Below are 22,212 nucleotides of genomic sequence, written 5' to 3'. Positions count from 1 at the left end.
GGTTGTGAACGCCACAAATCCACTGTGGGAGCGAGCTTGCTCGCGATGGCGGCTGCTCAGGCAATAAAAAAACCGGAAGCGTTCACTGTCCGGGTTTTTACATTGCCAATTGCAGTCAGCGGTTGAACCGCTCCACCAACGAATACTGCGAATTCGCCGTGCGGGTCAGTTCCTCGCTCAGCAGCGCCGAGCTGTGGGCTTGGCCGGAGGTCTGGTCGGCCAGGTCCGAGATGTTGCTGATGTTGCGGCTGATCTCCTCGGCCACCGAGCTTTGTTCCTCGGTGGCGGCGGCGATCTGGGTGGTCATGTCGGTGATGTTGGCCACCGCTTCGCTGATGCCCACCAATGCCTGGTCCGCTTCCATCACCCGTGCCACGCCTTCTTCGGCCTGGCGGTGGCCGGCCTCCATGGTTTGCACGGCATTGTTGGCGGTTTGCTGGAGCTTGGCGATCAGGGCATGGATCTGCCCGGTGGATTCGCTGGTGCGTTGCGCCAGTTGCCGGACTTCGTCGGCCACCACGGCGAAGCCGCGGCCCATCTCACCGGCACGGGCCGCTTCAATGGCGGCGTTGAGGGCCAGCAGGTTGGTCTGGTCGGCGATGCCTTTGATCACGTCGACCACGCCACCGATCTCGTCGCTGTCCTTGGCCAGCTGAGTCACGGTGTTGCCGGTCTCGCCGACCACCACCGACAGCCGCTCGATGGCTTCGCGGGTTTCCCCGGCGATGTCGCGGCCGCGGCTGGTCAGGCGATTGGCTTCCTGGGTGGCATCGGCGGTGCGCTGCACGTGACTGGCGACTTCCTGGGTCGTTGCCGCCATCTGGTTGACGGCTGTGGCGACTTGTTCGGTTTCCACCCGCTGGCGCTCAAGGCCGCTGGAGCTGTCATGGGCCAGCGTGTTGGACTGGCGGGCCTGGTCGTTAAGGTGCTCGGCGGTGTCCTGCAGGCGCGTCAGGCAGGTTTTCAGGCGCGCTTGCTGGCTGAGGATCGACATTTCCAGGCGAGCCTGGACGCCGCGGCTGTCGGTGTACATCCGGGCGATCAGCGGGTCGGAGGTGGTTTGCTCGGCCAGGCGCAGCAGGCGCTTGATCCCGCGTTGTTGCCATTGCAGGCCCATCAGCCCCAAGGGCACCGACAGCAGGGCGGCCAGGGCAAAGCCCCAGTGGGAGTTCAGGAAGGCGCCGACGACGAAACTGAGTTGGCTGACCAGGATAAACGGCAGCCAGTCCTGCAGCATCGGCAACCATTTGTCGCTGGCCGGAACCGCGGATTTACCCTGGTTGATGCGCTGATACAGGGCTTCGGCCCGGGCGATCTGTTCTGCAGAAGGTTTGACCCGCACCGACTCGTAGCCGACCACCTGATTGCCCTCGAACACGGGCGTGACATAGGCGTTGACCCAGTAATGGTCACCGCTCTTGCAGCGATTCTTGACGATGCCCATCCATGGCAAGCCTTGTTTCAGCGTACCCCACATGTGCGCGAACACGGCGGATGGCACATCGGGATGGCGCACGAGATTGTGCGGCGAACGGATCAGTTCTTCCTTTGAAAACCCACTGATTTCAACGAAAGCGTCGTTGCAATAGGTGATGACGCCCTTGGCGTCGGTGGTAGAAATCAATCGTTGCTGGGCCGGAAAGGTCCTTTCGCGTTGTGTGACGGGTTGGTTGTTACGCATGGTGGTGTAGATCCGCAAGGCTTTGAAAGGTTGTCGGCGCCGTCAGGTTTTAGTTGAAGTTATTTTTGCCTGTCGCTATCACGCCAGCATCGGGTAGGTAAAGAGGGCGAAATGAAGCAGGTTGAGCAGGAAGTGCGTGGCAATCGCCGCGCCCAGGCCGCCAAATCGATAAGCGAGACCGTAGCCAACCCCCGCCAGGCCGGACAGCAGCACCCATTGCCAGCCCGCGCCCGCGTGTACAAGGCCGAACAGCAACGAAGCCAGGAGCAACGCCAGGTTGTCGCCCTGGCGCAGGTGTTTGAAGCGTCGGCTCAAGCCACCCTGAATGTAGCCACGAAACAGCGCTTCCTCCACCAGCGTTACCAATAAAAGATTATTCAGCACCCACAGCCAGGCATGATCCGGCCATTTCGGCGCCCACTGGACCATGCCCAGTAGCAGCGCCCCGCCGAGGGCCAGTACCGTACTCAGCGCCAAGCCCAGTGCCGTGGCCTGGACCGACAGACGCAACGAGCGTCGGCCGACGATCCAGGGGCAGGCCAGCAGCAACCAGAAGCCGATCAATGGCTTGTCCTGGTTCAGGTACATGGCGAAACGCGCCGCATCATCGGTCAAGCGTTGCGCCGGGATGGCCCGGCCGTTGAAGAAGCCTGGCATCCAGTGCATCGCCAGGGCCAAGGCCATCACCAGAAACAGGACGTGCCCGAGAAACCGGCCCACCGGCATTTCCCGCTGGCGCACCGCGTAACCGGCAAATAGCAGCAGCGCGACGGAAATACTGGCCGTCCAGGCCAGTTGGCCGTAAGCCAGGGCCAGGCCATAGCCGATGGAAAGAAGGGCCAGGTAAGGCCAGGGCAGAGCGGGCATATAACATCCTTTTAGGCTGTGAAGCTTTGGGCGAACGTAGCCGCCGCGTCTACGACGCCGCTATGTCGCGTAAAGAGCACATTTTGTATCTGTGCAGATTCATGCGCGGGGAAAAGGTGCACGGGTGGCTGGCTCGGTTCCTTGAGCGCCAGGGGGGGGATTATAGGCGGGACGATGCGAAAACGGCGACTGATCGGGTGATTGATACCATTGGCGAAGATCGGTCTGTGGGAGCGGGCTTGCTCGCGAAAGCGGTGTGTCAGTCACTATTTCAGCAACAGACCGATCGCCTTCGCGAGCAAGCCCGCTCCCACAGGGATTGCGTTTTTATTCTGCAATCAATTGCCGTAGGACATAGTGAAGAATCCCGCCTGCCTTGAAATACTCCACTTCATTCAAGGTATCGATCCGACACAACACTTCAATCCGCTCCTGGCGACCGTCCTCTCGAGTGATCACCAGCGGCAGGTTCATGCGCGGCGTCAGTTCGACGTCATTAAGCCCGAGGATGTCCAAGGTTTCCCTGCCCGTGAGGTTCAGGCTCTTGCGGTTCTGGTCGAGCTTGAACTGCAACGGCAGCACGCCCATCCCTACCAGGTTGGAGCGATGGATGCGCTCGAAACTTTCCGCGATCACCGCCTTGACCCCCAGCAGGTTGGTGCCCTTGGCCGCCCAGTCCCGGCTCGAGCCCGTGCCATATTCCTGGCCCGCGATCACCACCAGCGGCGTGCCCGTGGCCTGGTAGAGCATGGCAGCATCGTAGATCGGCATTCGTTCGCCACTGGGGATGTAGATCGTGTTGCCGCCTTCTTCGCCGTCGAGCATTTCGTTGCGGATGCGGATATTGGCGAAGGTGCCGCGCATCATGACTTGATGGTTGCCGCGCCGGGAACCGTAGGAGTTGAAATCCCGTGGCTCCACGCCCTGTTCGCGCAGGTAGCGACCGGCCGGGCTGTCGGCCTTGATGTTGCCGGCCGGGGAGATGTGGTCGGTGGTCACCGAGTCTCCCAGCAGGGCCAGGACCCGGGCGCCCTCGACGTTCCTGACGGCCGGTGGCGGCCCGCCGATGTTGTCGAAGAACGGTGGGTGCTGGATGTAGGTCGAGTCATCCTGCCAGACGTAAGTCGCCGCTTGCGGCACTTCGATGGCCTGCCATTGCTCGTCACCGGCAAACACGGCGGCGTATTCCTTGTGGAACATGCTGGTGTTGACCTGGGCCACGGCGGCGGCCACTTCCTGGCTGCTGGGCCAGATGTCCCGCAGGTACACCGGCTTGCCGTCCCGGTCGTTGCCCAGCGGCTCGCTGCTGATGTCGATGCGCACCGTGCCGGCCAGGGCATAGGCGACCACCAGCGGCGGTGAGGCCAGCCAGTTGGTTTTCACCAGCGGATGCACCCGGCCTTCGAAGTTGCGGTTGCCCGACAACACCGAGGCCACGGTCAGGTCGGCTTTCTGGATGGCTTTTTCGATGGGGTCCGGCAACGGCCCGGAGTTGCCGATACAGGTCGTGCAACCATAGCCCACCAAGTCGAAACCGAGTTTATCCAGGTACTCGGTCAGGCCGGCCGCGTTGTAGTAATCGGTGACCACCTTGGAGCCCGGCGCCAGGGAGCTCTTGACCCAAGGCTTGCGGACCAGGCCTTTTTCCACGGCTTTTTTCGCCAGCAGCCCGGCGGCCATCATGACGCTGGGGTTGGAGGTGTTGGTGCACGAGGTGATGGCGGCAATCACCACCGCGCCGTTTTTCAGGCGATGGGTGTGCCCTTCGAATTCGTACTCGGCTTCGCCCATCTGGTCGGCATTGCCCACCGCGACGCCACCGCCGCCTTCACTTTCCAGGCGACCTTCTTCTTTACTGGTGGGTTTGACCTGCAACCCCAGGAAGTCGCTGAAAGCCTGGCCGACATTCGGCAGCGAAACCCGGTCCTGAGGGCGTTTGGGCCCGGCGAGACTGGCCTCGACGCTGCCCATGTCCAGCTCCAGGGTGTCGGTGAACACCGGCTCCTGGCCGGGCAGGCGCCACAGGCCCTGGGCCTTGCAATAGGCCTCCACCAGTTTCACGGTTTCGGCCGGACGTCCGGACAGGCGCAGGTAGTCCAGGGTCACCTCGTCCACCGGGAAGAAACCGCAGGTGGCGCCGTATTCCGGGGCCATGTTGGCGATGGTGGCGCGGTCGGCCAGGGGCAGGTCAGCCAGACCGTCGCCATAGAACTCGACGAATTTGCCCACCACACCTTTCTTGCGCAGCATCTGCGTGACGGTCAGCACCAGGTCGGTGGCGGTGATGCCTTCGCGCAGCTTGCCGATGAGTTTGAAACCGATGACCTCGGGAATCAGCATCGACACTGGCTGGCCGAGCATGGCCGCTTCCGCCTCGATCCCGCCGACGCCCCAGCCCAGTACGCCGAGGCCGTTGATCATGGTGGTGTGGGAGTCGGTGCCCACCAGGGTATCGGGGAAGGCGTAGGTGCGGCCGTCTTCTTCTTTGGTCCACACGGTGCGGCCCAGGTATTCCAGGTTGACCTGGTGGCAGATGCCGGTGCCTGGCGGTACCACGCTGAAGTTATCGAAGGCGCTCTGGCCCCAGCGCAGGAAGGCGTAGCGTTCGCCGTTGCGCTGCATTTCGATGTCGACGTTCTGCTCGAACGCCTGGCTGCTGGCGAACTTGTCCACCATCACCGAATGGTCAATCACCAGGTCCACCGGTGACAACGGGTTGATCCGCTGGGGATCGCCGCCGGCCTTTTCCACGGCGGCGCGCATGGCGGCCAGATCGACCACGGCGGGGACGCCGGTGAAATCCTGCATCAGCACCCGTGCCGGGCGGTATTGAATCTCGCGGTCGGAGCGGCGCTCCTTGAGCCACCCGGCCAGGGCCTTGAGGTCGGCGCCGGTGACGGTTTTTTCATCTTCCCAGCGCAACAGGTTTTCCAGTAGCACCTTCAAGGACATGGGCAGCTTGTCCAGGTCACCCAGGCTTCGGGCGGCATCCGGCAGGCTGAAGTAGTGGTAGGTCCTGGCGTCGACTTGCAGTGTTTTAAGGGTTTTCAGGCTATCGAGGGACGGCATTGAAATCACTCCTTTGAGTCCGCACGGCTACGGACTGAGGGACGGACAGAGCCTTTAACCTAGCCCTGTTTTGAGCGTATGACTAATAACTGGACTCTATAGCAAGGTTCGCGGTTCCGAACTCCGCTATCATGCGGCGGTTTTCGTGACAGGCTTTGCTACGGAGTTTCAATGAACACGCTTTTTATGCACTGCCGGCCAGGCTTCGAAGGCGAGGTCTGTTCCGAGATCGCCGAACACGCGGCCCGGCTCAACGTGGCTGGCTACGCCAAGGCCAAACCGGCCAGTGCCTGTGCCGAATTTGTCTGTACTGAAGAGGACGGTGCCGAGCGGCTGATGCGCGGGCAGCGTTTTGCCGAGCTGATTTTTCCGCGCCAGTGGGCGCGGGGCACATTCATTGAATTGCCGGAAACCGACCGTATCAGCGTGATCCTGGCCCACATGTCGGCGTTTCCGACCTGCGGCAGCCTGTGGCTGGAGGTGGTCGACACCAATGACGGCAAGGAGCTGTCGAACTTCTGCAAGAAATTCGAAGGCCCGTTGCGCAAAGCGCTGAGCGGAGCCGGCAAGCTGGTGGACGACCCGCACAAGCCGCGCCTGCTGCTGACGTTCAAGAGTGGCCGCGAAGTGTTCCTGGGCCTGGCGGACGCGGATAATTCGGCGATGTGGCCCATGGGCATCCCGCGCCTGAAGTTCCCCCGGGAAGCGCCGAGTCGCTCCACACTCAAGCTCGAAGAGGCCTGGCACCATTTCATCCCTCGGGACCAGTGGGACGAGCGCCTGCACAGTGACATGACCGGCGTGGACCTCGGTGCCGCGCCAGGCGGCTGGACTTGGCAACTGGTCAACCGTGGGATGCTGGTGACGGCCATCGACAACGGTCCGATGGCCGAAAGCCTGATGGACACCGGCCTGGTGCAGCACCTGATGGCGGACGGTTTCACGTTCAAGCCCAAGCAGCCGGTGGACTGGATGGTCTGCGACATCGTCGAAAAGCCCGCGCGCAACGCGGCGATGCTGGAAGAGTGGATTGGCGAAGGCCATTGCCGCGAGGCCGTGGTCAATCTCAAACTGCCGATGAAACAGCGTTATGCCGAGGTGAAGCGCCTGCTCGAGCGTATCGCTGATGGCTTCAAGGCCCGGGGCATCAAGGTCGAGATCGGTTGCAAGCAGCTGTACCACGACCGCGAGGAAGTGACGTGCCATCTGCGGCGGTTGGACACGAAAAAGCCGAAGTCCCGCTAGCTCTCGGAACTGATGGAGTTCCCTGTGGGAGCGAGCTCGCTCGCGATGACGTCGCTACATTCAACATGGATGCAAGCTGACCCACCGCTATCGCGAGCAAGCTCGCTCCCACAGGAGGCAGTGTGAAACCAGGGGTGACCGAGCGCTGACATTGCGCGACAATGCCGGCCAGTTTCAGGAGTAGAACATGAGTGAAATGAACGACACGCCGGTCGACGGCACGCTGGATGCCACCGGCCTCAATTGCCCGGAACCGGTGATGATGCTGCACCAGCACATCCGCGACCTGGCCCCCGGTGGCCTGCTGAAAGTCATTGCCACCGACCCCTCGACCCGCCGCGACATCCCCAAGTTTTGCGTGTTCCTGGACCACGAACTGGTGGCCCAGCAGGAAGAGGCGGGCACCTACCTCTACTGGATCCGCAAGAAACTCGCTTAACCCGTCGAGCGGCTGAGACGGATCTGCTTGCGCGCGCTACGTGCCAGACGGATCGACAGCATCAATGCCGCGCAGCTCAAGCCCACGATCAGGCCTTGCCACAATCCGCTCGGGCCGCTGGCCGCGCCGAGCCAGTCGGTCAGGCCCAGGGCGTAACCCACCGGCAGGCCGATGCCCCAATAGGCGAACAGGGTCAGGATCATCGTCACCCGGGTGTCCTGGTAGCCGCGCAATGCACCTGCCGCCGTGACCTGGATCGCATCGGAAAACTGAAACAGCGCCGCGTAGACGATCAGCATCGATGCCACCTCGATCACCACCGGGTCGGCGGTATAGATCGCCGCGATAGGCCCGCGCAGGGCGAACATCAGGCTCGCCGACAGGCAAGCGTAGGCCAGGGCCGTGCCCATGCCCACCCCGGCGGCGAAGCGCGCTTCGCGAGGCTGCTGCCGCCCCAGGGCCTGGCCGACCCGCACCGTGACGGCCATGCCCAGGGAGTAGGGGATCATGAACACCAGGGAGCTGAAGTTCAGTGCGATCTGGTGCCCGGCCACCACGGTGGCGCCGAGGCTGCCGATCAGCAGGGCGATCACCGCGAAAATACTCGACTCGGCGAACACCGCAATGCCGATCGGCAAGCCGATGCCCAGCAGGCGCTTGATGACCGCCCATTGCGGCCAGTCGAAACGGCTGAACAACCGGCTCGACTGATAGGCCGGTGCCCACCGTGCCCAAGCGGCCATCCCCAGGGCCATGACCCACATCACGATGGCCGTGGCCCAGCCGCAACCGACGCCGCCCATGGCGGGCACGCCCAGGTGCCCATAGATGAAGATGTAATTGAGCGGAATGTTCAGCGCCAGCCCGCACAGCCCCAGCACCATCGCCGGTCGCGTACGACCCAGGCCGTCGCTGAAGCAGCGCAGTACGTGATACAGCGCCACGGCCGGCAGGCCCGTGCCGATGCCCCGCAGGTATTCCATGCACGGGCCGATCAATTCGGGATCGACTTTCATGATGTGCAGGATCGGCTCGGCGCTGAACAGTGCCAGCGTCGCGATCAACCCCACCACCAGGGCCAGCCACAGCGCCTGGCGTACCAGCGGCCCGATCTCGTCGAACGTGCCGGCCCCGAAGCGCTGGGCAACTTTCGGGGTGGTCGCCAGCAGGGTGCCAGTCATCAACAGGAACACCGGCACCCAGATCGAGTTGCCCAGGGCCACGGCCGCCAGGTCCCGTGGACCGACCCGACCGGCCATCACCGCATCGACGAAGCCCATGGCGGTGGTCGCCAGTTGCGCCACCATGATCGGCAAGGCCAGGGCCAGCAACGTCTTGAATTCAAGGCGTACCCGGGCCGGGCGGGAAAGGGGAGTGGGGATGTCGATGACAGGATTCACAAGGCAAGCGTCCGAAAGGGTTAAGCGCGAGGCGGCGAATTCTACGCCTTGACGCGGTGGTCAGGAAAAAACCTGTGTTGTGGATTTGTAAGCGTTCCAGCCTTTACCCGTGGCGAGGGAGCTTGCTCCCGCTGGACTGCGCAGCAGGCCCAAGGAGACTGGCGGCTGCTGCGCACCCGAGCGGGAGCAAGCTCCCTCGCCACACCATTCGTTCACTGAAGTAATGCGCTGGCCCATTGAGGCGAGGAACGCCTACACTGCCCATCCCGCCAAAGGAGCTCTGCCATGCTGATCGTCGCCGACGAAAACATCCCCCTGCTTGATGCGTTTTTCCAAGGATTCGGCGAAATCCGCCGGGTACCGGGCCGGGGGATCGACCGGACGATGGTCGAGCACGCCGATGTATTGCTGGTGCGTTCGGTCAGCCAGGTCAATCGGGCTCTGCTGGAAGGCAGCAAGGTACGCTTCGTCGGCACTTGCACCATCGGCACCGACCACCTGGACCTGGATTATCTTGCCGAGGCGGGGATCCGCTGGGCCAGCGCACCCGGCTGCAATGCCCGTGGCGTGGTGGACTACGTGCTGGGCAGTCTGATGACCCTGGCAGAAATCGAAGGTGCGGCGCTGGACCAGCGGACCTTCGGCGTGGTCGGCGCGGGCCAGGTGGGCGGGCGGTTGATCGAGGTGCTCAAGGGGCTGGGCTGGGCCGTGAAAGTCTGCGATCCACCGCGTCAGGCCGCCGAGGGCGGCGACTATGTGAGCCTGGAGCAGATCATCGAGCAGTGCGATGTGATCAGCCTGCACACCCCGTTGACCCGCGACGGCGAGCACCCGACCTGGCACCTGTTCGACGAAGCGCGTCTGAACCAGCTCAAGCCCGGGACCTGGCTGATCAATGCGGCTCGAGGGCCGGTGATCGATAACGCCGCGCTGCGCGAGGTGTTGCTGGAGCGCGAAGACCTGCAAGCGGTGCTGGATGTCTGGGAGCAGGAGCCCACCGTGGATGTGGACCTGGCCGATTTGTGCGTGATCGCCACCCCGCACATTGCTGGTTACAGCCTCGATGGTCGCCAGCGTGGCACGGCTCAGATCTACCAGGCCTTGTGCGTGTTCCTGGAGCGACCGGTTGAAGTCAGCCTCAGCGACCTGTTGCCCCGGCCCTGGCTGGGTGGCATCACCCTGGATGCCGAAACCGACCCGGCCTGGGCCTTGGCGGCGCTGTGCCGGAGCGTGTACGACCCCCGTCGCGACGACGCGGATTTTCGCCGCAGCCTGGTGGGCACCGTCGATGAGCAACGCCGCGCGTTCGATGCCTTGCGCAAGCATTATCCGCCACGCCGGGAGATCCATAGTTTGAAGGTTCGCATCGAAGGACAATCGGCGGCTTTGGAACAGATCGTGACGGCGCTGGGTGCCACGCTGGTTTAGCCAAGGCTGTTGTGGCGAGGGAGCTTGCTCCCGCTCGGCTGCGCAGCAGTCGTCGCTTTTAGAGCCCAAGGATAGGGTTGCTTCGCAACCCAGCGGGAGCAGCTCCCTCGCCACAGGTTTCCGTCTGGCAGACATAAAAAACCCGACATCACCGTCGGGTTCAATTGAAGACGGGCTGTATCACTTTTGTTCGGCAGGCTTGACCAGTCGTTTTTCCAGCTCGCTGCAGGCTTTCTGAATCATGTCTTCGGTGATCGGTACTTCGCGCCCTTGGGCATCGATGAACGAGCAGCCCAGAGACTGGTCCGGTTGCGTGCGGATTACTTGAATCTTGTCGTCGCTGCTGTGTTGCAAGGACATGGCCTGTCTCCTCATCAGGTTGTGTGCCTATTTTAATGTCGCCAGGTGACCGAGCCATGACACTCCGTGTAGGTTCATGGCGACGCCTCCACTCAATCAGAAACACAGTTTCGTTTCCACCCAGACTTTAGACCGATAACATCTAGCCGCTAGCCGTAGTGGTCATATTTAACCTGACTCATTGCGATTCAACTTGGTTCCGCTGCGTTTCGGCGTCGCGAGCTGGCCTTTTTCCTGCTGCATTATCGGACGCCTTTGATGCTTTCTTCCCGACATCGCCGTGCCATACGCCTGGCCAGCGGCTTCATCGCCCCTTATCGCAAACAGGTCGTCGGCGCTTTGCTGGCTTTGATTGTCACCGCCGGCATTACCTTGTCCATGGGCCAAGGCATCCGCTTGCTGGTGGACCAAGGCTTCATGACTCGCTCGCCGCACCTGCTCAACCAATCCATCGGCTTGTTCATGGTGCTGGTGGTGGGGTTGGCGATCGGTACGTTTTCGCGTTTTTACCTGGTGTCCTGGATCGGTGAGCGGGTGGTGGCGGATATCCGACGGCAGGTGTTCAACCATCTAGTGTACTTGCACCCGGGTTTCTACGAAAACAACCGCAGTTCGGAAATCCAGTCACGGCTGACCACTGATACGACCTTGCTGCAATCGGTGATCGGTTCGTCGCTGTCGTTGTTTTTGCGCAATGTCTTGATGGTGGTGGGCGGTATCGTGCTGCTGTTCATCACCAATCCCAAGCTGACCAGTATCGTGGTGATTGCCCTGCCGCTGGTATTGGTCCCGATCCTGCTTTTCGGGCGTCGAGTGCGCAGCTTGTCGCGCCAGAGCCAGGACCGCGTTGCCGACGTCGGCAGCTATGTCTCCGAAACCCTCGGCCAGATCAAGACCGTGCAGGCCTACAACCATCAGGTCCAGGACGAACAGCGTTTTTCCGTGACGGTGGAGCAGGCCTTCGACACCGCTCGCAAGCGCATTGTCCAGCGGGCCTGGTTGATCACCATGGTGATCGTGCTGGTGTTGGGGGCGGTGGGGGTGATGCTCTGGGTCGGTGGCATGGATGTGATCGCCGGGCGGATTTCCGGTGGCGAGCTGGCGGCGTTCGTGTTCTACAGCCTGATCGTCGGCAGTGCCTTCGGGACCTTGAGCGAAGTGATTGGCGAGCTGCAGCGGGCGGCCGGTGCGGCAGAGCGTATTGCCGAGCTGCTGCGTTCGGAAAACATCATCCAGCCGCCGGCTTCGGGCCTCGTGACCTTGCCGGCGCGAGTTCGCGGCGATTTGCGTCTCGAAGGCGTGCGTTTTTCCTATCCGTCCCGGCCGGACAGTTATGCGGTCGATGGCCTCGACCTGAGTATCAAGGCCGGTGAGACCCTGGCCCTGGTCGGGCCCTCCGGCGCAGGCAAGTCGACGGTCTACGATTTGCTGCTGCGTTTCTATGATCCCGTGCAAGGGCGGATCCTGATCGACGATGTGCCGTTGACTCAACTTGATCCGCTGGACCTGCGGCGGCATTTCGCCCTGGTTTCACAAAGCCCGGCGCTGTTTTTCGGCACGGTCGAAGAGAACATCCGCTATGGCAACCCGCAGGCGACGTCGGAGCAGGTGCGCGAGGCCGCGCAGATCGCCCACGCCCACGACTTCATCGAAAAAATGCCCGACGGCTACCAGACTCACCTGGGCGACGGCGGCCTAGGGTTATCCGGCGGCCAGCGCCAACGCTTGGCCATCGCCCGAGCGTTGCTCGTGGATGCCCCGATCCTGCTGCTGGACGAAGCCACCAGCGCCCTCGATGCGCAAAGCGAACACCTGATCCAGCAAGCCCTGCCCAGCCTGATGAAAAACCGCACGACGTTGGTGATAGCCCATCGCCTGGCCACGGTGAAAAACGCCGATCGGATCGCGGTAATGGACCAGGGCAAGGTGGTTGCCGTGGGCACGCACCAGGAGCTTGTCGCCAGCAATGCGCTGTATGCGCGATTGGCGGCGTTGCAGTTCAATGTGGGGGCGGAGGCGGCAACCGACTGATACCGCGTCCACAGGGGATGTAGTGTTTGATGCAGGCCCTGTGGGAGCGAGCTTGCTCGCGATAGCGGTGAGCCAGCTTGCATTCATGTTGCAGGTGCCGACGCCATCGCGAGCAAGCTCGCTCCCACAGAAGAGGGCTTTGTGGGGGTGTTAATCACTGATCATCGAAATACCGCTCATGCCAGTCCACCAGCGGTTGCGGCGAGTTGAGCTTCTGGCCGTAGATCACCGAATAAGACAACACGTTCTGCACGTATTGGCGGGTTTCGTCGAACGGGATGCTCTCGACCCAGACGTCGAAGCTCAAGTGGTCGGCCCCGCGCAGCCATTGGCGCACGCGACCGGGGCCGGCGTTGTAGGCCGCCGAAGCCAGGACGCGGTTGCCGTTGAACTGGCTATGAACCTGGCTCAGGTAGGCCGCACCCAACTGGATGTTCTTGTCCGGGTTCAACACTTGTTGGGGCGAGGCCAGGGGAATGCTGAACTTGCGCGCGGTTTCCTTGGCGGTACCAGGCATCAATTGCATCAGGCCGGCGGCGCCGACGCTGGAGCGGGCATCATCCATGAACGCACTTTCCTGGCGGGTAATGGCGAACGCCCAACTTGGATGCAAGCCGCGGATCTTGGCTTCGCGCACCAGGGTCTCGCGGTGGGCCATCGGGAAACGGATGTCCAGGTCGTCCCAGTACTTGGCCTGGCTGATGGTGCGGATGGCCGGGAAATACCATTTCAGGTCGTAAGCCAGCTTCGCCTGGGCGACCATTTCGTCCCGGTTGAAATGACGGCTGACGTGATACCACTCGCGGCGTCCGTCGACGATGTCCCCACGGGCATGAAATTCCAGCGCCCGGCGCACGCCAGGCGTATTGCGCACCTTGTTGATCAGCGCCTGGCTCATCACCAGTGGCTTGTTGACGAGCGAATAGGGGGACTGGGACCGGTCAGCGGCCAGGAAGCCATAGAAGTCCCGCTCACGGGCCAGGTGCTTGTAGAGCGTCAGGGCTTCCGGGTTCTGCGGTTGCGCCAGTTCCAGCGTGCGGGCTTGCCAGTACCGCCAGCGGTTGGTGCTGGCCAGCGACTCGGGCAGGCGGCGGGTCAACTGATAGGCATCGTCCCAACGAGCGAGGCGCAACAGCAGGCGCAAGCGCCATTCCGAAACGGTGTCATCGCGCAACTCCGGGTCGTATTTCGTCATTACGTCCAGGGCGCGGCTGTCGAAGCGCTTGGCCAGGGTCAGGCCGATCTCTCGGGCGATCGCGACTTTTTCATCCCGGGAAAAATGCATGGTGCTGGCGTAGCCATCCAGCAGCGCCATGGCTTTTTCCGGGTCCTGGCGGGCCAGGCGACGCAGGCCGAGGCTGACGATATCGGACATCGGTTCATCGGCTGGAACGAAGCGCGAGGGCTGGTTGAGCAGCTCGGGCTTTTGCGCCACATCCACCAGCAAGTTGCCACGGGGAGCGAGGGTGGTCAGGCCGCTGACCAGGCTGTTGGCCAGCGGGTAGTTGCGCGCCTGGGCGGCCAGCTTGGCGCGCTCCCAGCGCTTCTGCTCGGTCAACTGGCCCTGGGAGGCCCACAGGCCGAACAACGCATCGCACGCCTGGGGCTGGGACTTGCCGGTGAGCCACAGCTTTTCGGTGTTGGCATAGCCCTCGGCCTTCAGGCCATGGCTGAGTTGGTACTGAGCGTTGAGGCAATCCAGCTCGGTGAAATTGAGCTTGGGGTCGTAATACTTGACGAAGGTCTCCCAGTCGCCGCGCTCGGTCAGCCAACGCAGCCAGCGCAGCTTCATCCAGTTGGCCTGGGGCAGGTCACCGTGCTCGGCGAGGAATTTCTCGATTTCGGCGTTGCTGGCGCTCTTGAGGCGAGCGGTCAATTCGTCGTAGGCCAGGTACGGCTCCAGCGGGTAATCGCGCAGGGCCTGGCTGTAGCGAAAGTAGGGGCCGGAATCACCCTTGGCCAAGGCACGCTTGGCCTCGTCGTAGTATTGGCGCTGAGTGGAGATATCCACCGCCTGAGCGGATTGAACGGCAGTGGCACATACAAAAAGACACGATAAAACACTGAAAAGGCGACTGCGCATGAGACGTCCGGGCAGAAAAAACATGACAAGCCCAAGGGTTAACCCAGGGTAACTGTCTGTAGCTTAGCCTTTTGCCAGCAGCCGGCGAAAGCTTTGCGGAGCCGTCGGTGCAAGTTCGCAACATTTGTTATGCAGAGTGCTTCAGTGGCGAAATTGGCGGACCCTTGAGGCCTCATCTCAGGTAGAATGCGCGCCCGGTTTTTGGAGAAGCTCATGACCCTGCTCAAATTCAGCGATGTGTCCCTTGCGTTCGGCGCTATGCCGTTGTTGGACAAGGTGTCCTGGCAGATCGCCCGTGGTGAGCGGGTGTGCATCATCGGCCGAAACGGCACTGGCAAGTCCAGCATGATGAAGCTGGTCAAGGGTGATCAAAAGCCCGACGACGGCTCGGTCTGGCGTGCGCCAGGCCTGAAAATCGGCGAATTGCCCCAGGAACTGCCGGTGGCCGACGAGCGGACCGTGTTCGATGTGGTCGCCGAAGGCCTGGACGGTGTCGGCGCACTGTTGGCCGAGTATCACCACCTGAGCCAGAACATCGTCACCGATGCCGACCTGGACAAGTTGATGCACGTGCAGCACGACCTCGAAGCCCGAGACGGCTGGCGCCTGCAGCAATTGGTCGACAGCACCCTGAGCCGCCTGCAATTGCCGGCCGACAAGACCCTCGCCGAGTTGTCCGGCGGTTGGCGTCGCCGCGTCCTGCTGGCCCAGGCCCTGGTCTCCGAGCCGGACCTGCTGCTGCTCGACGAACCGACCAACCACTTGGACATCGGCGCCATCGCCTGGCTTGAAGAAGCCCTGAAAGACTTCCAGGGGGCGGTGCTGTTCATCACCCACGACCGTTCCTTCCTGCAGAACCTGGCGACGCGCATCCTTGAACTGGACCGCGGCGGCCTGATCGACTGGAACGGCGACTACGCCAGCTTCCTGGTGCACAAGGAAGCGGCGTTGGCAGCGGAAGAAACCGCTAACGCGCTGTTCGATAAGAAGCTGGCCCAGGAAGAAGTCTGGATTCGCCAGGGTATCAAGGCGCGTCGCACCCGCAACGAAGGCCGTGTGCGCGCGCTCAAGGCTTTGCGCATGGAGCGCAGTGAGCGTCGCGAGCGCACCGGCAAGGCCAACATTCAGTTGGACACCGCTGACAAGTCCGGCAAGCAGGTGATGGTGCTTGAGAACGTGAGTTTCGCCCACCCTGGCGGCCCGTTCCTGATCAAGGACTTTTCCATGGTGCTGCAGCGTGGCGATCGCATCGGCCTGCTGGGCGCCAACGGCACTGGCAAGACCACCTTGCTCAAGCTGATGCTCGGCGGCCTGGTGCCCACCAGCGGCAAGGTGGAAGAGGGCACGAAGATCGACGTCGCCTACTTTGACCAGTTGCGTCATCAACTGGACCTGGAAAAGACCGTGATCGACAACGTGGCCGAAGGCCGCGATTTCATCGACATCGATGGTCAGAGCCGCCATGTGCTGAGCTACCTCGGCGATTTCCTGTTCAGCCCCCAGCGTGCCCGTACGCCGGTCAAGGCGTTGTCGGGTGGTGAGCGCGCCCGCCTGTTGCTGGCCAAGTTGTTCAGCAAGCCGGCGAACCTGCTGGTGCTCGACGAGCCCACCAACGACCTGGACGTGGAAACCCTGGAATTGCTGGAAGAGGTGCTGCTGACCTTCAACGGCACCGTTCTGATGGTCAGTCACGACCGGGCATTCCTCGATAACGTGGTCACCAGCACCCTGGTGTTCGAAGGCGAAGGCCTGGTTCGCGAATACGTCGGTGGCTATCAGGACTGGCTGCGCCAGGGCGGCTCGCCGCGTCTGCTGGGGGTCACCGAGAGCAAGTCCGGCAAGGCCGACCTGAACTCGGCCGTGGTCAAGGCCGAGCCTGCGCCGGTTGCCGCAGTAGCTCCGGCCCCAGCGAAGAAAAAGCTCAGCTACAAGCTGCAGCGCGAGCTGGAAGCCTTGCCGGGTGATATCGACGCGAAGGAGCAGCAGATCGCAGCGGTAGAAGCCGAAATGGCCGAGGCCGGGTTCTACCAGCGTCCTGCTGCCGAAACCGCCAAGGTGATTGCGCACCTGGAGCAACTGCAGGCCGAGCTGGATGCATTGGTCGAGCGCTGGGCCGAGCTGGACGCTTGAGCCATTGAGATGGAAATCCCACCCTGTGGGAGCGAGCTTGCTCGCGATAGCGGTAGATCGGCAGCATTGATGCTGACTGTCACACCGCTATCGCGAGCAAGCTCGCTCCCACAGGTTTAGGTTTATGTGCGCTTGACCAGGTGTACTGCCAATACATCGCAAGGCGCGCCATGCAGCACATCGTTGGCGGTCGAGCCCAGCAGCAGCGCCAAGCCGTGGCGACCATGGCTGCCGACGACAATCAGGTCGCAACCCTGTTCCTTGGCCAGGTGATGGATCTCCTGGCGCGGCTGGCCGTAGGTCAGGTGGCTGAACTCCTTCTTCAGGGCCGGGTATTTCACGATCAGTCGGTCAAGGCGTTCCTTGGCCTGGTCGAATTGCTGCTGCTGCAACTGGGAAAGGTCCATCGGCACGTCGCCGCCGAAGGCCATGGCCATCGGTTCGACGATATGCACCAGTGACAGCTGGGTGTCTCGGCCTTCGCAGAGGGCGAGGGCGCGCTTGACGACCGGATCGCATTCTTCAGTGAGGTCAACGGCGACCAGAACGTGGTTGTAGTACATGGAAGGCACTCCAGAGAATTGCGATACGGTAAGTATGGCTGGTTTCAAGCGCATTGACGCCACCTGGGTCAATGGGCTCATCAGAATCGGGGAGTACGAATATGACGGTCTGGATAGTGCTGTCAATCCTGTTGGTGGTGTTAAGTCCGCTGGCATGGTTGCGTCCGTCCCGTGTACAGAGCGGTCGCATGGCCCTGCGCATGGAAGCGCGACGCCTGGGCCTGGCCATGCAACTGGCGCCACAGGAGTGGCCGCACTGGCTCGGCCAACAGCCGCCAAACCCCTGTGCCCAGTATTATCGGCCTCGCCGCGGCAGCCAGCCGGCCTGCTGGAGCTACTGGCAAACTGCGCCGGGCGTCTGGGCCAATCAGTGGCGGGAAGTCTGCCTGGATGAGTCCCTGCTCAATCATTTCGAAAAATTGCCAGCCAACGTCTACAAAATTGAAGCCGACCGGCAAATGATCGCTTTGTATTGGGGCGAGAAAGGCGAGGCGAGTGTTTTGCAGGAGATTTCCTCGGTGCTGAAGGCGCTGGCCTGAAACGCTGCAGGAGCTGTCTAGCGCAGCGAGGCTGCGATCTTCCAGACCCAATTGAATCTTGAGTGACAGATCAAAAGGATCGCAGCCCCTGCATCGGGCATAAAAAAGCCCGACAGTCTCATCGGGCGGGTTGGCCAGGCAGGCCGGTAATCCATTTCGTGTCAGGACGTGCGTTCGCAGCGCCCTTCATTCCGCAAAATTCAAATCGCACCCGTACAGCGTAGTCGGCTGGATCCGATCTGTCTGGAATTAGGGCGACTTTTCTAATTATTGATTCTATGAATGGCTGCTCATGCGGCGCCGTGTTGCGGATCCGTAGGGTACGGAAATGACCGTAAAGTCGCGTTCACGCCGGTGTTTAGGGCGATTGACAATTGTCGGAAATTCCGTGAAGGTGACGTACCCAAATCAAACGGGCGTATGAATTGAGCGTTTGTATTTTCAGACGGCTCCTACAGACCCCGACTATCGCGTTGACGGGTGTGCCTGGCGGATTGGCGTAGCATCGACGGTAACGTCAGTGTCGAACCAGTGGTCAGCGTCCAACGTGTACTGTTCAGCTTCCATATCGTGGAGATCAGTTGATGATTTACGAAGGTAAAGCCATCACGGTTAAGGCTCTTGAAAGTGGCATCGTCGAACTGAAATTCGACCTCAAGGGTGAGTCCGTCAACAAGTTCAACCGTCTAACCCTGAATGAATTGCGTCAGGCCGTAGACACTATCAAGGCAGATGCTTCGATCAAGGGTGTGATCGTCAGCAGCGGCAAGGACGTGTTCATCGTTGGTGCCGACATCACCGAATTCGTCGACAACTTCAAGCTGCCCGATGCCGAACTGATCGCTGGCAACCTCGAAGCCAACCGTATTTTCAGCGATTTCGAAGACCTCAACGTACCAACCGTCGCGGCGATCAACGGCATCGCCCTGGGTGGCGGCCTGGAGATGTGCCTGGCGGCGGATTACCGCGTCATGGCCACCACGGCCAAGATCGGCCTGCCGGAAGTCAAGCTGGGCATCTACCCGGGCTTTGGCGGCACCGTGCGCCTGCCGCGCCTGATCGGTGCCGACAACGCTATCGAGTGGATTGCCGCTGGCAAGGAAAACCGTGCCGAAGACGCGCTGAAAGTCGGTGCCGTGGATGCCGTGGTCGAACCTGGCAAGCTCCAGGAAGCGGCCCTTGAAACCATCAAGCGTGCCATCAGCGGCGAGTTCGACTACAAGGCCAAGCGCCAGCCGAAGCTGGAGAAGCTCAAGCTCAACGCCATCGAACAAATGATGGCCTTCGAAACCGCCAAGGGTTTCGTGGCCGGTCAGGCAGGCCCGAATTACCCGGCACCGGTCGAAGCGATCAAGACCATCCAGAAAGCCGCGAACTTCGGTCGCGACAAGGCCTTGGAAGTCGAGGCCGCCGGCTTCGTCAAGCTGGCCAAGACCTCGGCCGCGCAAAGCCTGATCGGTCTGTTCCTCAACGACCAGGAACTGAAGAAAAAGGCCAAGGCCTACGACGAAATCGCCCGTGACGTGAAGCAGGCGGCCGTGCTCGGCGCCGGTATCATGGGCGGCGGCATCGCCTACCAGTCGGCGTCCAAAGGCACGCCGATCCTGATGAAGGACATCAACGAACACGGGATCGAGCAGGGCCTGGCCGAGGCCGCCAAGCTGCTGGTCGGCCGCGTCGACAAAGGCCGCATGACCGCCGCGAAGATGGCCGAAGTGCTCAACGGCATTCGTCCGACCCTGTCCTATGGCGATTTCGGCCATGTCGACCTGGTGGTCGAAGCGGTTGTCGAGAACCCGAAGGTCAAGCAGGCGGTACTGGCTGAAGTCGAAGACAAAGTCAAAGAGGACACCATCCTCGCCTCGAACACCTCGACCATCTCCATTTCGCTGCTGGCCAAGGCTCTCAAGCGTCCTGAAAACTTCGTCGGCATGCACTTCTTCAACCCGGTGCACATGATGCCGCTGGTGGAAGTGATCCGTGGCGAGAAGTCCAGCGAACTGGCCGTAGCCACCACCGTGGCCTACGCCAAGAAAATGGGCAAGAACCCGATCGTCGTCAACGACTGCCCGGGCTTTTTGGTCAACCGCGTGCTGTTTCCGTACTTCGGCGGTTTCGCCAAGCTGGTCAGCGCCGGTGTGGACTTCGTGCGCATCGACAAGATCATGGAAAAATTCGGCTGGCCGATGGGCCCGGCGTACCTGATGGACGTGGTCGGCATCGACACCGGCCACCACGGTCGCGATGTCATGGCTGAAGGCTTCCCGGACCGTATGAAGGACGACCGTCGTTCGGCCGTCGACGTGCTCTACGAAGCCAAGCGCCTGGGCCAGAAGAACGGCAAGGGCTTCTACGCCTACGAGACCGACAAGCGCGGCAAGCAGAAGAAAGTCGCCGACTCGTCGGTGCTGGAAGTGCTCAAGCCGATCGTCTACGAACAGCGCGAAGTCACCGACGAGGACATCATCAACTGGATGATGATCCCGCTGTGCCTCGAAACCGTGCGCTGCCTGGAAGACGGCATTGTCGAAACCGCCGCCGAAGCCGACATGGGTCTGGTCTACGGTATCGGTTTCCCTCCATTCCGTGGCGGTGCGCTGCGTTACATCGATTCGATCGGTGTGGCCGAGTTCGTTGCCCTGGCTGACCAGTACGCTGATCTGGGCGCGCTGTACCACCCGACCGCGAAGCTGCGTGAGATGGCCAAGAACGGCCAGCGTTTCTTCGGTTAAGCGCCCAACGACTAGAGCGAGAGAACATTTATGAGCTTGAATCCTAGAGACGTCGTGATTGTCGACTTCGGTCGTACGCCGATGGGCCGCTCCAAGGGCGGCATGCACCGCAACACCCGCGCCGAAGACATGTCGGCGCACCTGATCAGCAAGCTGCTGGAGCGCAACGTCAAGGTCGACCCCAACGAAGTCGAAGACGTGATCTGGGGCTGTGTGAACCAGACCCTGGAGCAGGGCTGGAACATCGCCCGCATGGCCTCGCTGATGACCCAGATTCCTCACACCGCGGCGGGCCAGACTGTCAGCCGCCTGTGCGGTTCGTCCATGAGCGCACTGCACACCGCCGCCCAGGCGATCATGACCGGCAACGGTGATGTGTTCGTCGTCGGTGGTGTCGAGCACATGGGCCACGTGAGCATGATGCACGGCGTCGATCCGAACCCGCACATGTCGCTGTACGCGGCAAAAGCCTCGGGCATGATGGGCCTGACTGCGGAAATGCTGGGCAAAATGCACGGCATCACCCGCGAACAGCAGGACGCCTTCGGCGTGCGCTCCCACCAGCTCGCCCACAAGGCCACCGTTGAGGGCAAGTTCAAGGATGAGATCATCCCGATGCAGGGCTACGACGAGAACGGTTTCCTGAAACTGTTCGACTACGACGAAACCATTCGTCCGGAAACCACCCTGGAAAGCCTGGCGGCCCTCAAGCCGGCCTTCAATCCGAAGGGCGGCACCGTGACAGCCGGGACTTCGTCGCAGATCACCGACGGTGCCTCGTGCATGATCGTGATGTCGGCCCAGCGTGCCCAGGACCTGGGGATCCAGCCGATGGCGGTGATTCGTTCGATGGCCGTGGCGGGTGTGGACCCGGCGATCATGGGCTATGGTCCAGTACCGGCCACGCAGAAAGCCTTGAAGCGCGCAGGCCTGGGTATTGCCGATATCGACTTCTTCGAGCTCAACGAAGCTTTCGCTGCACAGGCCCTGCCCGTGCTGAAAGATTTGAAAGTGCTCGACAAGATGAACGAGAAGGTTAACCTGCACGGCGGCGCGATCGCCCTGGGTCACCCGTTCGGTTGCTCCGGTGCGCGTATCTCCGGCACGCTGCTCAACGTCATGAAGCAGAATGGCGGCACCTTCGGTGTGTCCACCATGTGCATTGGCCTCGGCCAGGGCATCGCCACTGTCTTCGAACGCGTCTAAGCGTTGCGTCGATGGAAGCCGGGGCCAAGTGCCCCGGTTTTTGTTTTTTCCGGGTTTAGTAGAAAAATTTTGTTTTTATTTTGAAAAGATTTGAGTGAGGGCCAAGACATGCCGATACAACCTGGGCTCTACCAGCATTACAAAGGTCCGCAGTACCGCGTATTCAGCATCGCGCGGCATTCCGAGAGCGAAGAAGAAGTGGTGTTCTATCAAGCCCTGTATGGCGATTACGGCTTTTGGGTGCGTCCCTTGAGCATGTTCCAGGAGTCCGTCGAGGTTGACGGCGAACAGGTGCCACGCTTTGCTTTGGTGCAGGCCGAGGAGAGCATTTTTTCCAAGCCTTGAGGCCAACCTGCGGGTCACCCTGCGCTTGACCTCACCTTGCAGCCACTATATATAGCGGTGCCGCGTCAGGCGCCAACCGCCTTTCACTTTTTAG

16 protein-coding genes are annotated in these 22,212 nt (G+C 61.7%); 9 read left to right on the top strand and 7 right to left on the bottom strand.

All coding sequences use genetic code 11. The annotated features are described in order from the left end of the window. Window positions 1–115: 115 nt before the first annotated feature. The 3 genes from BLO80_RS04075 to acnA all read right to left on the bottom strand — a co-directional run bounded on the left by BLO80_RS04075 (window position 116) and on the right by acnA (window position 5,617). The gene (locus BLO80_RS04075) at window positions 116–1,681 is read right to left on the bottom strand and encodes a methyl-accepting chemotaxis protein (protein WP_092326937.1); all 1,566 of its coding nucleotides are present in this window, start codon (window positions 1,679–1,681) and stop codon (window positions 116–118) included. 78 nt (window positions 1,682–1,759) lie between these two features. Further along, the gene (locus tag BLO80_RS04070; protein ID WP_092326935.1) at window positions 1,760–2,548 is read right to left on the bottom strand and encodes a CPBP family intramembrane glutamic endopeptidase; all 789 of its coding nucleotides are present in this window, start codon (window positions 2,546–2,548) and stop codon (window positions 1,760–1,762) included. A 327-nt stretch (window positions 2,549–2,875) separates the two neighbouring features. Then, window positions 2,876–5,617 carry an aconitate hydratase AcnA gene (acnA, locus tag BLO80_RS04065; protein WP_092326934.1) on the bottom strand — a complete coding sequence of 914 codons (2,742 nt, stop codon included), beginning with the start codon at window positions 5,615–5,617 and terminating at the stop codon, window positions 2,876–2,878. A gap of 171 nt (window positions 5,618–5,788) precedes the next feature. Between acnA and rlmM the strand changes: the two genes are divergently transcribed. Together rlmM and tusA are read left to right on the top strand one after the other, a co-directional pair. Then, window positions 5,789–6,862 (top strand): 23S rRNA (cytidine(2498)-2'-O)-methyltransferase RlmM, encoded by a 1,074-nt coding sequence (rlmM, locus tag BLO80_RS04060; RefSeq protein ID WP_092326932.1) that lies wholly within the window; start codon window positions 5,789–5,791, stop codon window positions 6,860–6,862. Between the two features lie 187 nt (window positions 6,863–7,049). Continuing rightward, window positions 7,050–7,301 (top strand): sulfurtransferase TusA, encoded by a 252-nt coding sequence (tusA, locus tag BLO80_RS04055; RefSeq protein WP_003183455.1) that lies wholly within the window; start codon window positions 7,050–7,052, stop codon window positions 7,299–7,301. Here tusA and BLO80_RS04050 read toward each other — a convergent pair. Beyond that, complete coding sequence (locus tag BLO80_RS04050) at window positions 7,298–8,701, bottom strand: MATE family efflux transporter (RefSeq protein ID WP_092326931.1); 1,404 nt, start codon at window positions 8,699–8,701, stop codon at window positions 7,298–7,300. The genes tusA and BLO80_RS04050 overlap by 4 nt on opposite strands. A gap of 285 nt (window positions 8,702–8,986) precedes the next feature. Here BLO80_RS04050 and pdxB point away from each other — a divergent pair, with 285 nt between their 5' ends. Then, window positions 8,987–10,129 carry a 4-phosphoerythronate dehydrogenase PdxB gene (pdxB, locus tag BLO80_RS04045; protein WP_092326929.1) on the top strand — a complete coding sequence of 381 codons (1,143 nt, stop codon included), beginning with the start codon at window positions 8,987–8,989 and terminating at the stop codon, window positions 10,127–10,129. A gap of 180 nt (window positions 10,130–10,309) precedes the next feature. Here pdxB and BLO80_RS04040 read toward each other — a convergent pair whose 3' ends face one another. Next, window positions 10,310–10,489: a PA1571 family protein gene (locus tag BLO80_RS04040; protein WP_003199629.1), complete on the bottom strand. Its 180-nt coding sequence runs from the start codon at window positions 10,487–10,489 to the stop codon at window positions 10,310–10,312. Window positions 10,490–10,747: 258 nt separating this feature from the next. On the opposite strand from BLO80_RS04040, the gene BLO80_RS04035 reads away from it, so the two are divergent. Beyond that, a complete protein-coding gene (locus BLO80_RS04035) occupies window positions 10,748–12,520 on the top strand; it encodes an ABC transporter transmembrane domain-containing protein (protein ID WP_092326927.1) in 1,773 nt (590 codons plus the stop codon). A gap of 154 nt (window positions 12,521–12,674) precedes the next feature. On the opposite strand, the gene BLO80_RS04030 is transcribed toward BLO80_RS04035, so the two are convergent. After that, window positions 12,675–14,603, bottom strand: a complete 1,929-nt coding sequence (locus tag BLO80_RS04030) for a transglycosylase SLT domain-containing protein (RefSeq protein ID WP_072407830.1) — start codon at window positions 14,601–14,603, stop codon at window positions 12,675–12,677. Window positions 14,604–14,816: 213 nt separating this feature from the next. Here BLO80_RS04030 and BLO80_RS04025 point away from each other — a divergent pair, with 213 nt between their 5' ends. Next, entirely contained in the window at window positions 14,817–16,733 is a 1,917-nt protein-coding gene (locus tag BLO80_RS04025) for an ATP-binding cassette domain-containing protein (RefSeq protein WP_092326926.1), read from the top strand. A gap of 122 nt (window positions 16,734–16,855) precedes the next feature. On the opposite strand, the gene BLO80_RS04020 is transcribed toward BLO80_RS04025, so the two are convergent. Further along, window positions 16,856–17,296, bottom strand: a complete 441-nt coding sequence (locus tag BLO80_RS04020) for a universal stress protein (protein WP_060738415.1) — start codon at window positions 17,294–17,296, stop codon at window positions 16,856–16,858. A 101-nt stretch (window positions 17,297–17,397) separates the two neighbouring features. Here BLO80_RS04020 and BLO80_RS04015 point away from each other — a divergent pair, with 101 nt between their 5' ends. The 4 genes from BLO80_RS04015 (at window position 17,398) to BLO80_RS04000 (ending at window position 22,118) form a co-directional block, all read left to right on the top strand. Next, window positions 17,398–17,835 carry a hypothetical protein gene (locus tag BLO80_RS04015; protein WP_092326924.1) on the top strand — a complete coding sequence of 146 codons (438 nt, stop codon included), beginning with the start codon at window positions 17,398–17,400 and terminating at the stop codon, window positions 17,833–17,835. 584 nt (window positions 17,836–18,419) lie between these two features. Further along, on the top strand, window positions 18,420–20,567 hold the full coding sequence (gene fadB, locus BLO80_RS04010; RefSeq protein WP_092197357.1) for a fatty acid oxidation complex subunit alpha FadB: 2,148 nt from the start codon (window positions 18,420–18,422) through the stop codon (window positions 20,565–20,567). A 30-nt stretch (window positions 20,568–20,597) separates the two neighbouring features. Continuing rightward, entirely contained in the window at window positions 20,598–21,773 is a 1,176-nt protein-coding gene (fadA, locus tag BLO80_RS04005; RefSeq protein WP_024618393.1) for an acetyl-CoA C-acyltransferase FadA, read from the top strand. A 108-nt stretch (window positions 21,774–21,881) separates the two neighbouring features. Then, on the top strand, window positions 21,882–22,118 hold the full coding sequence (locus tag BLO80_RS04000; RefSeq protein ID WP_092326923.1) for a DUF1653 domain-containing protein: 237 nt from the start codon (window positions 21,882–21,884) through the stop codon (window positions 22,116–22,118). Window positions 22,119–22,212: the final 94 nt, after the last annotated feature.

This window comes from Pseudomonas sp. NFACC56-3 (assembly GCF_900100025.1).
Lineage (GTDB): Bacteria > Pseudomonadota > Gammaproteobacteria > Pseudomonadales > Pseudomonadaceae > Aquipseudomonas > Aquipseudomonas fluorescens_AA.
This window is presented reverse-complemented; position numbering and strand designations above follow the sequence as displayed.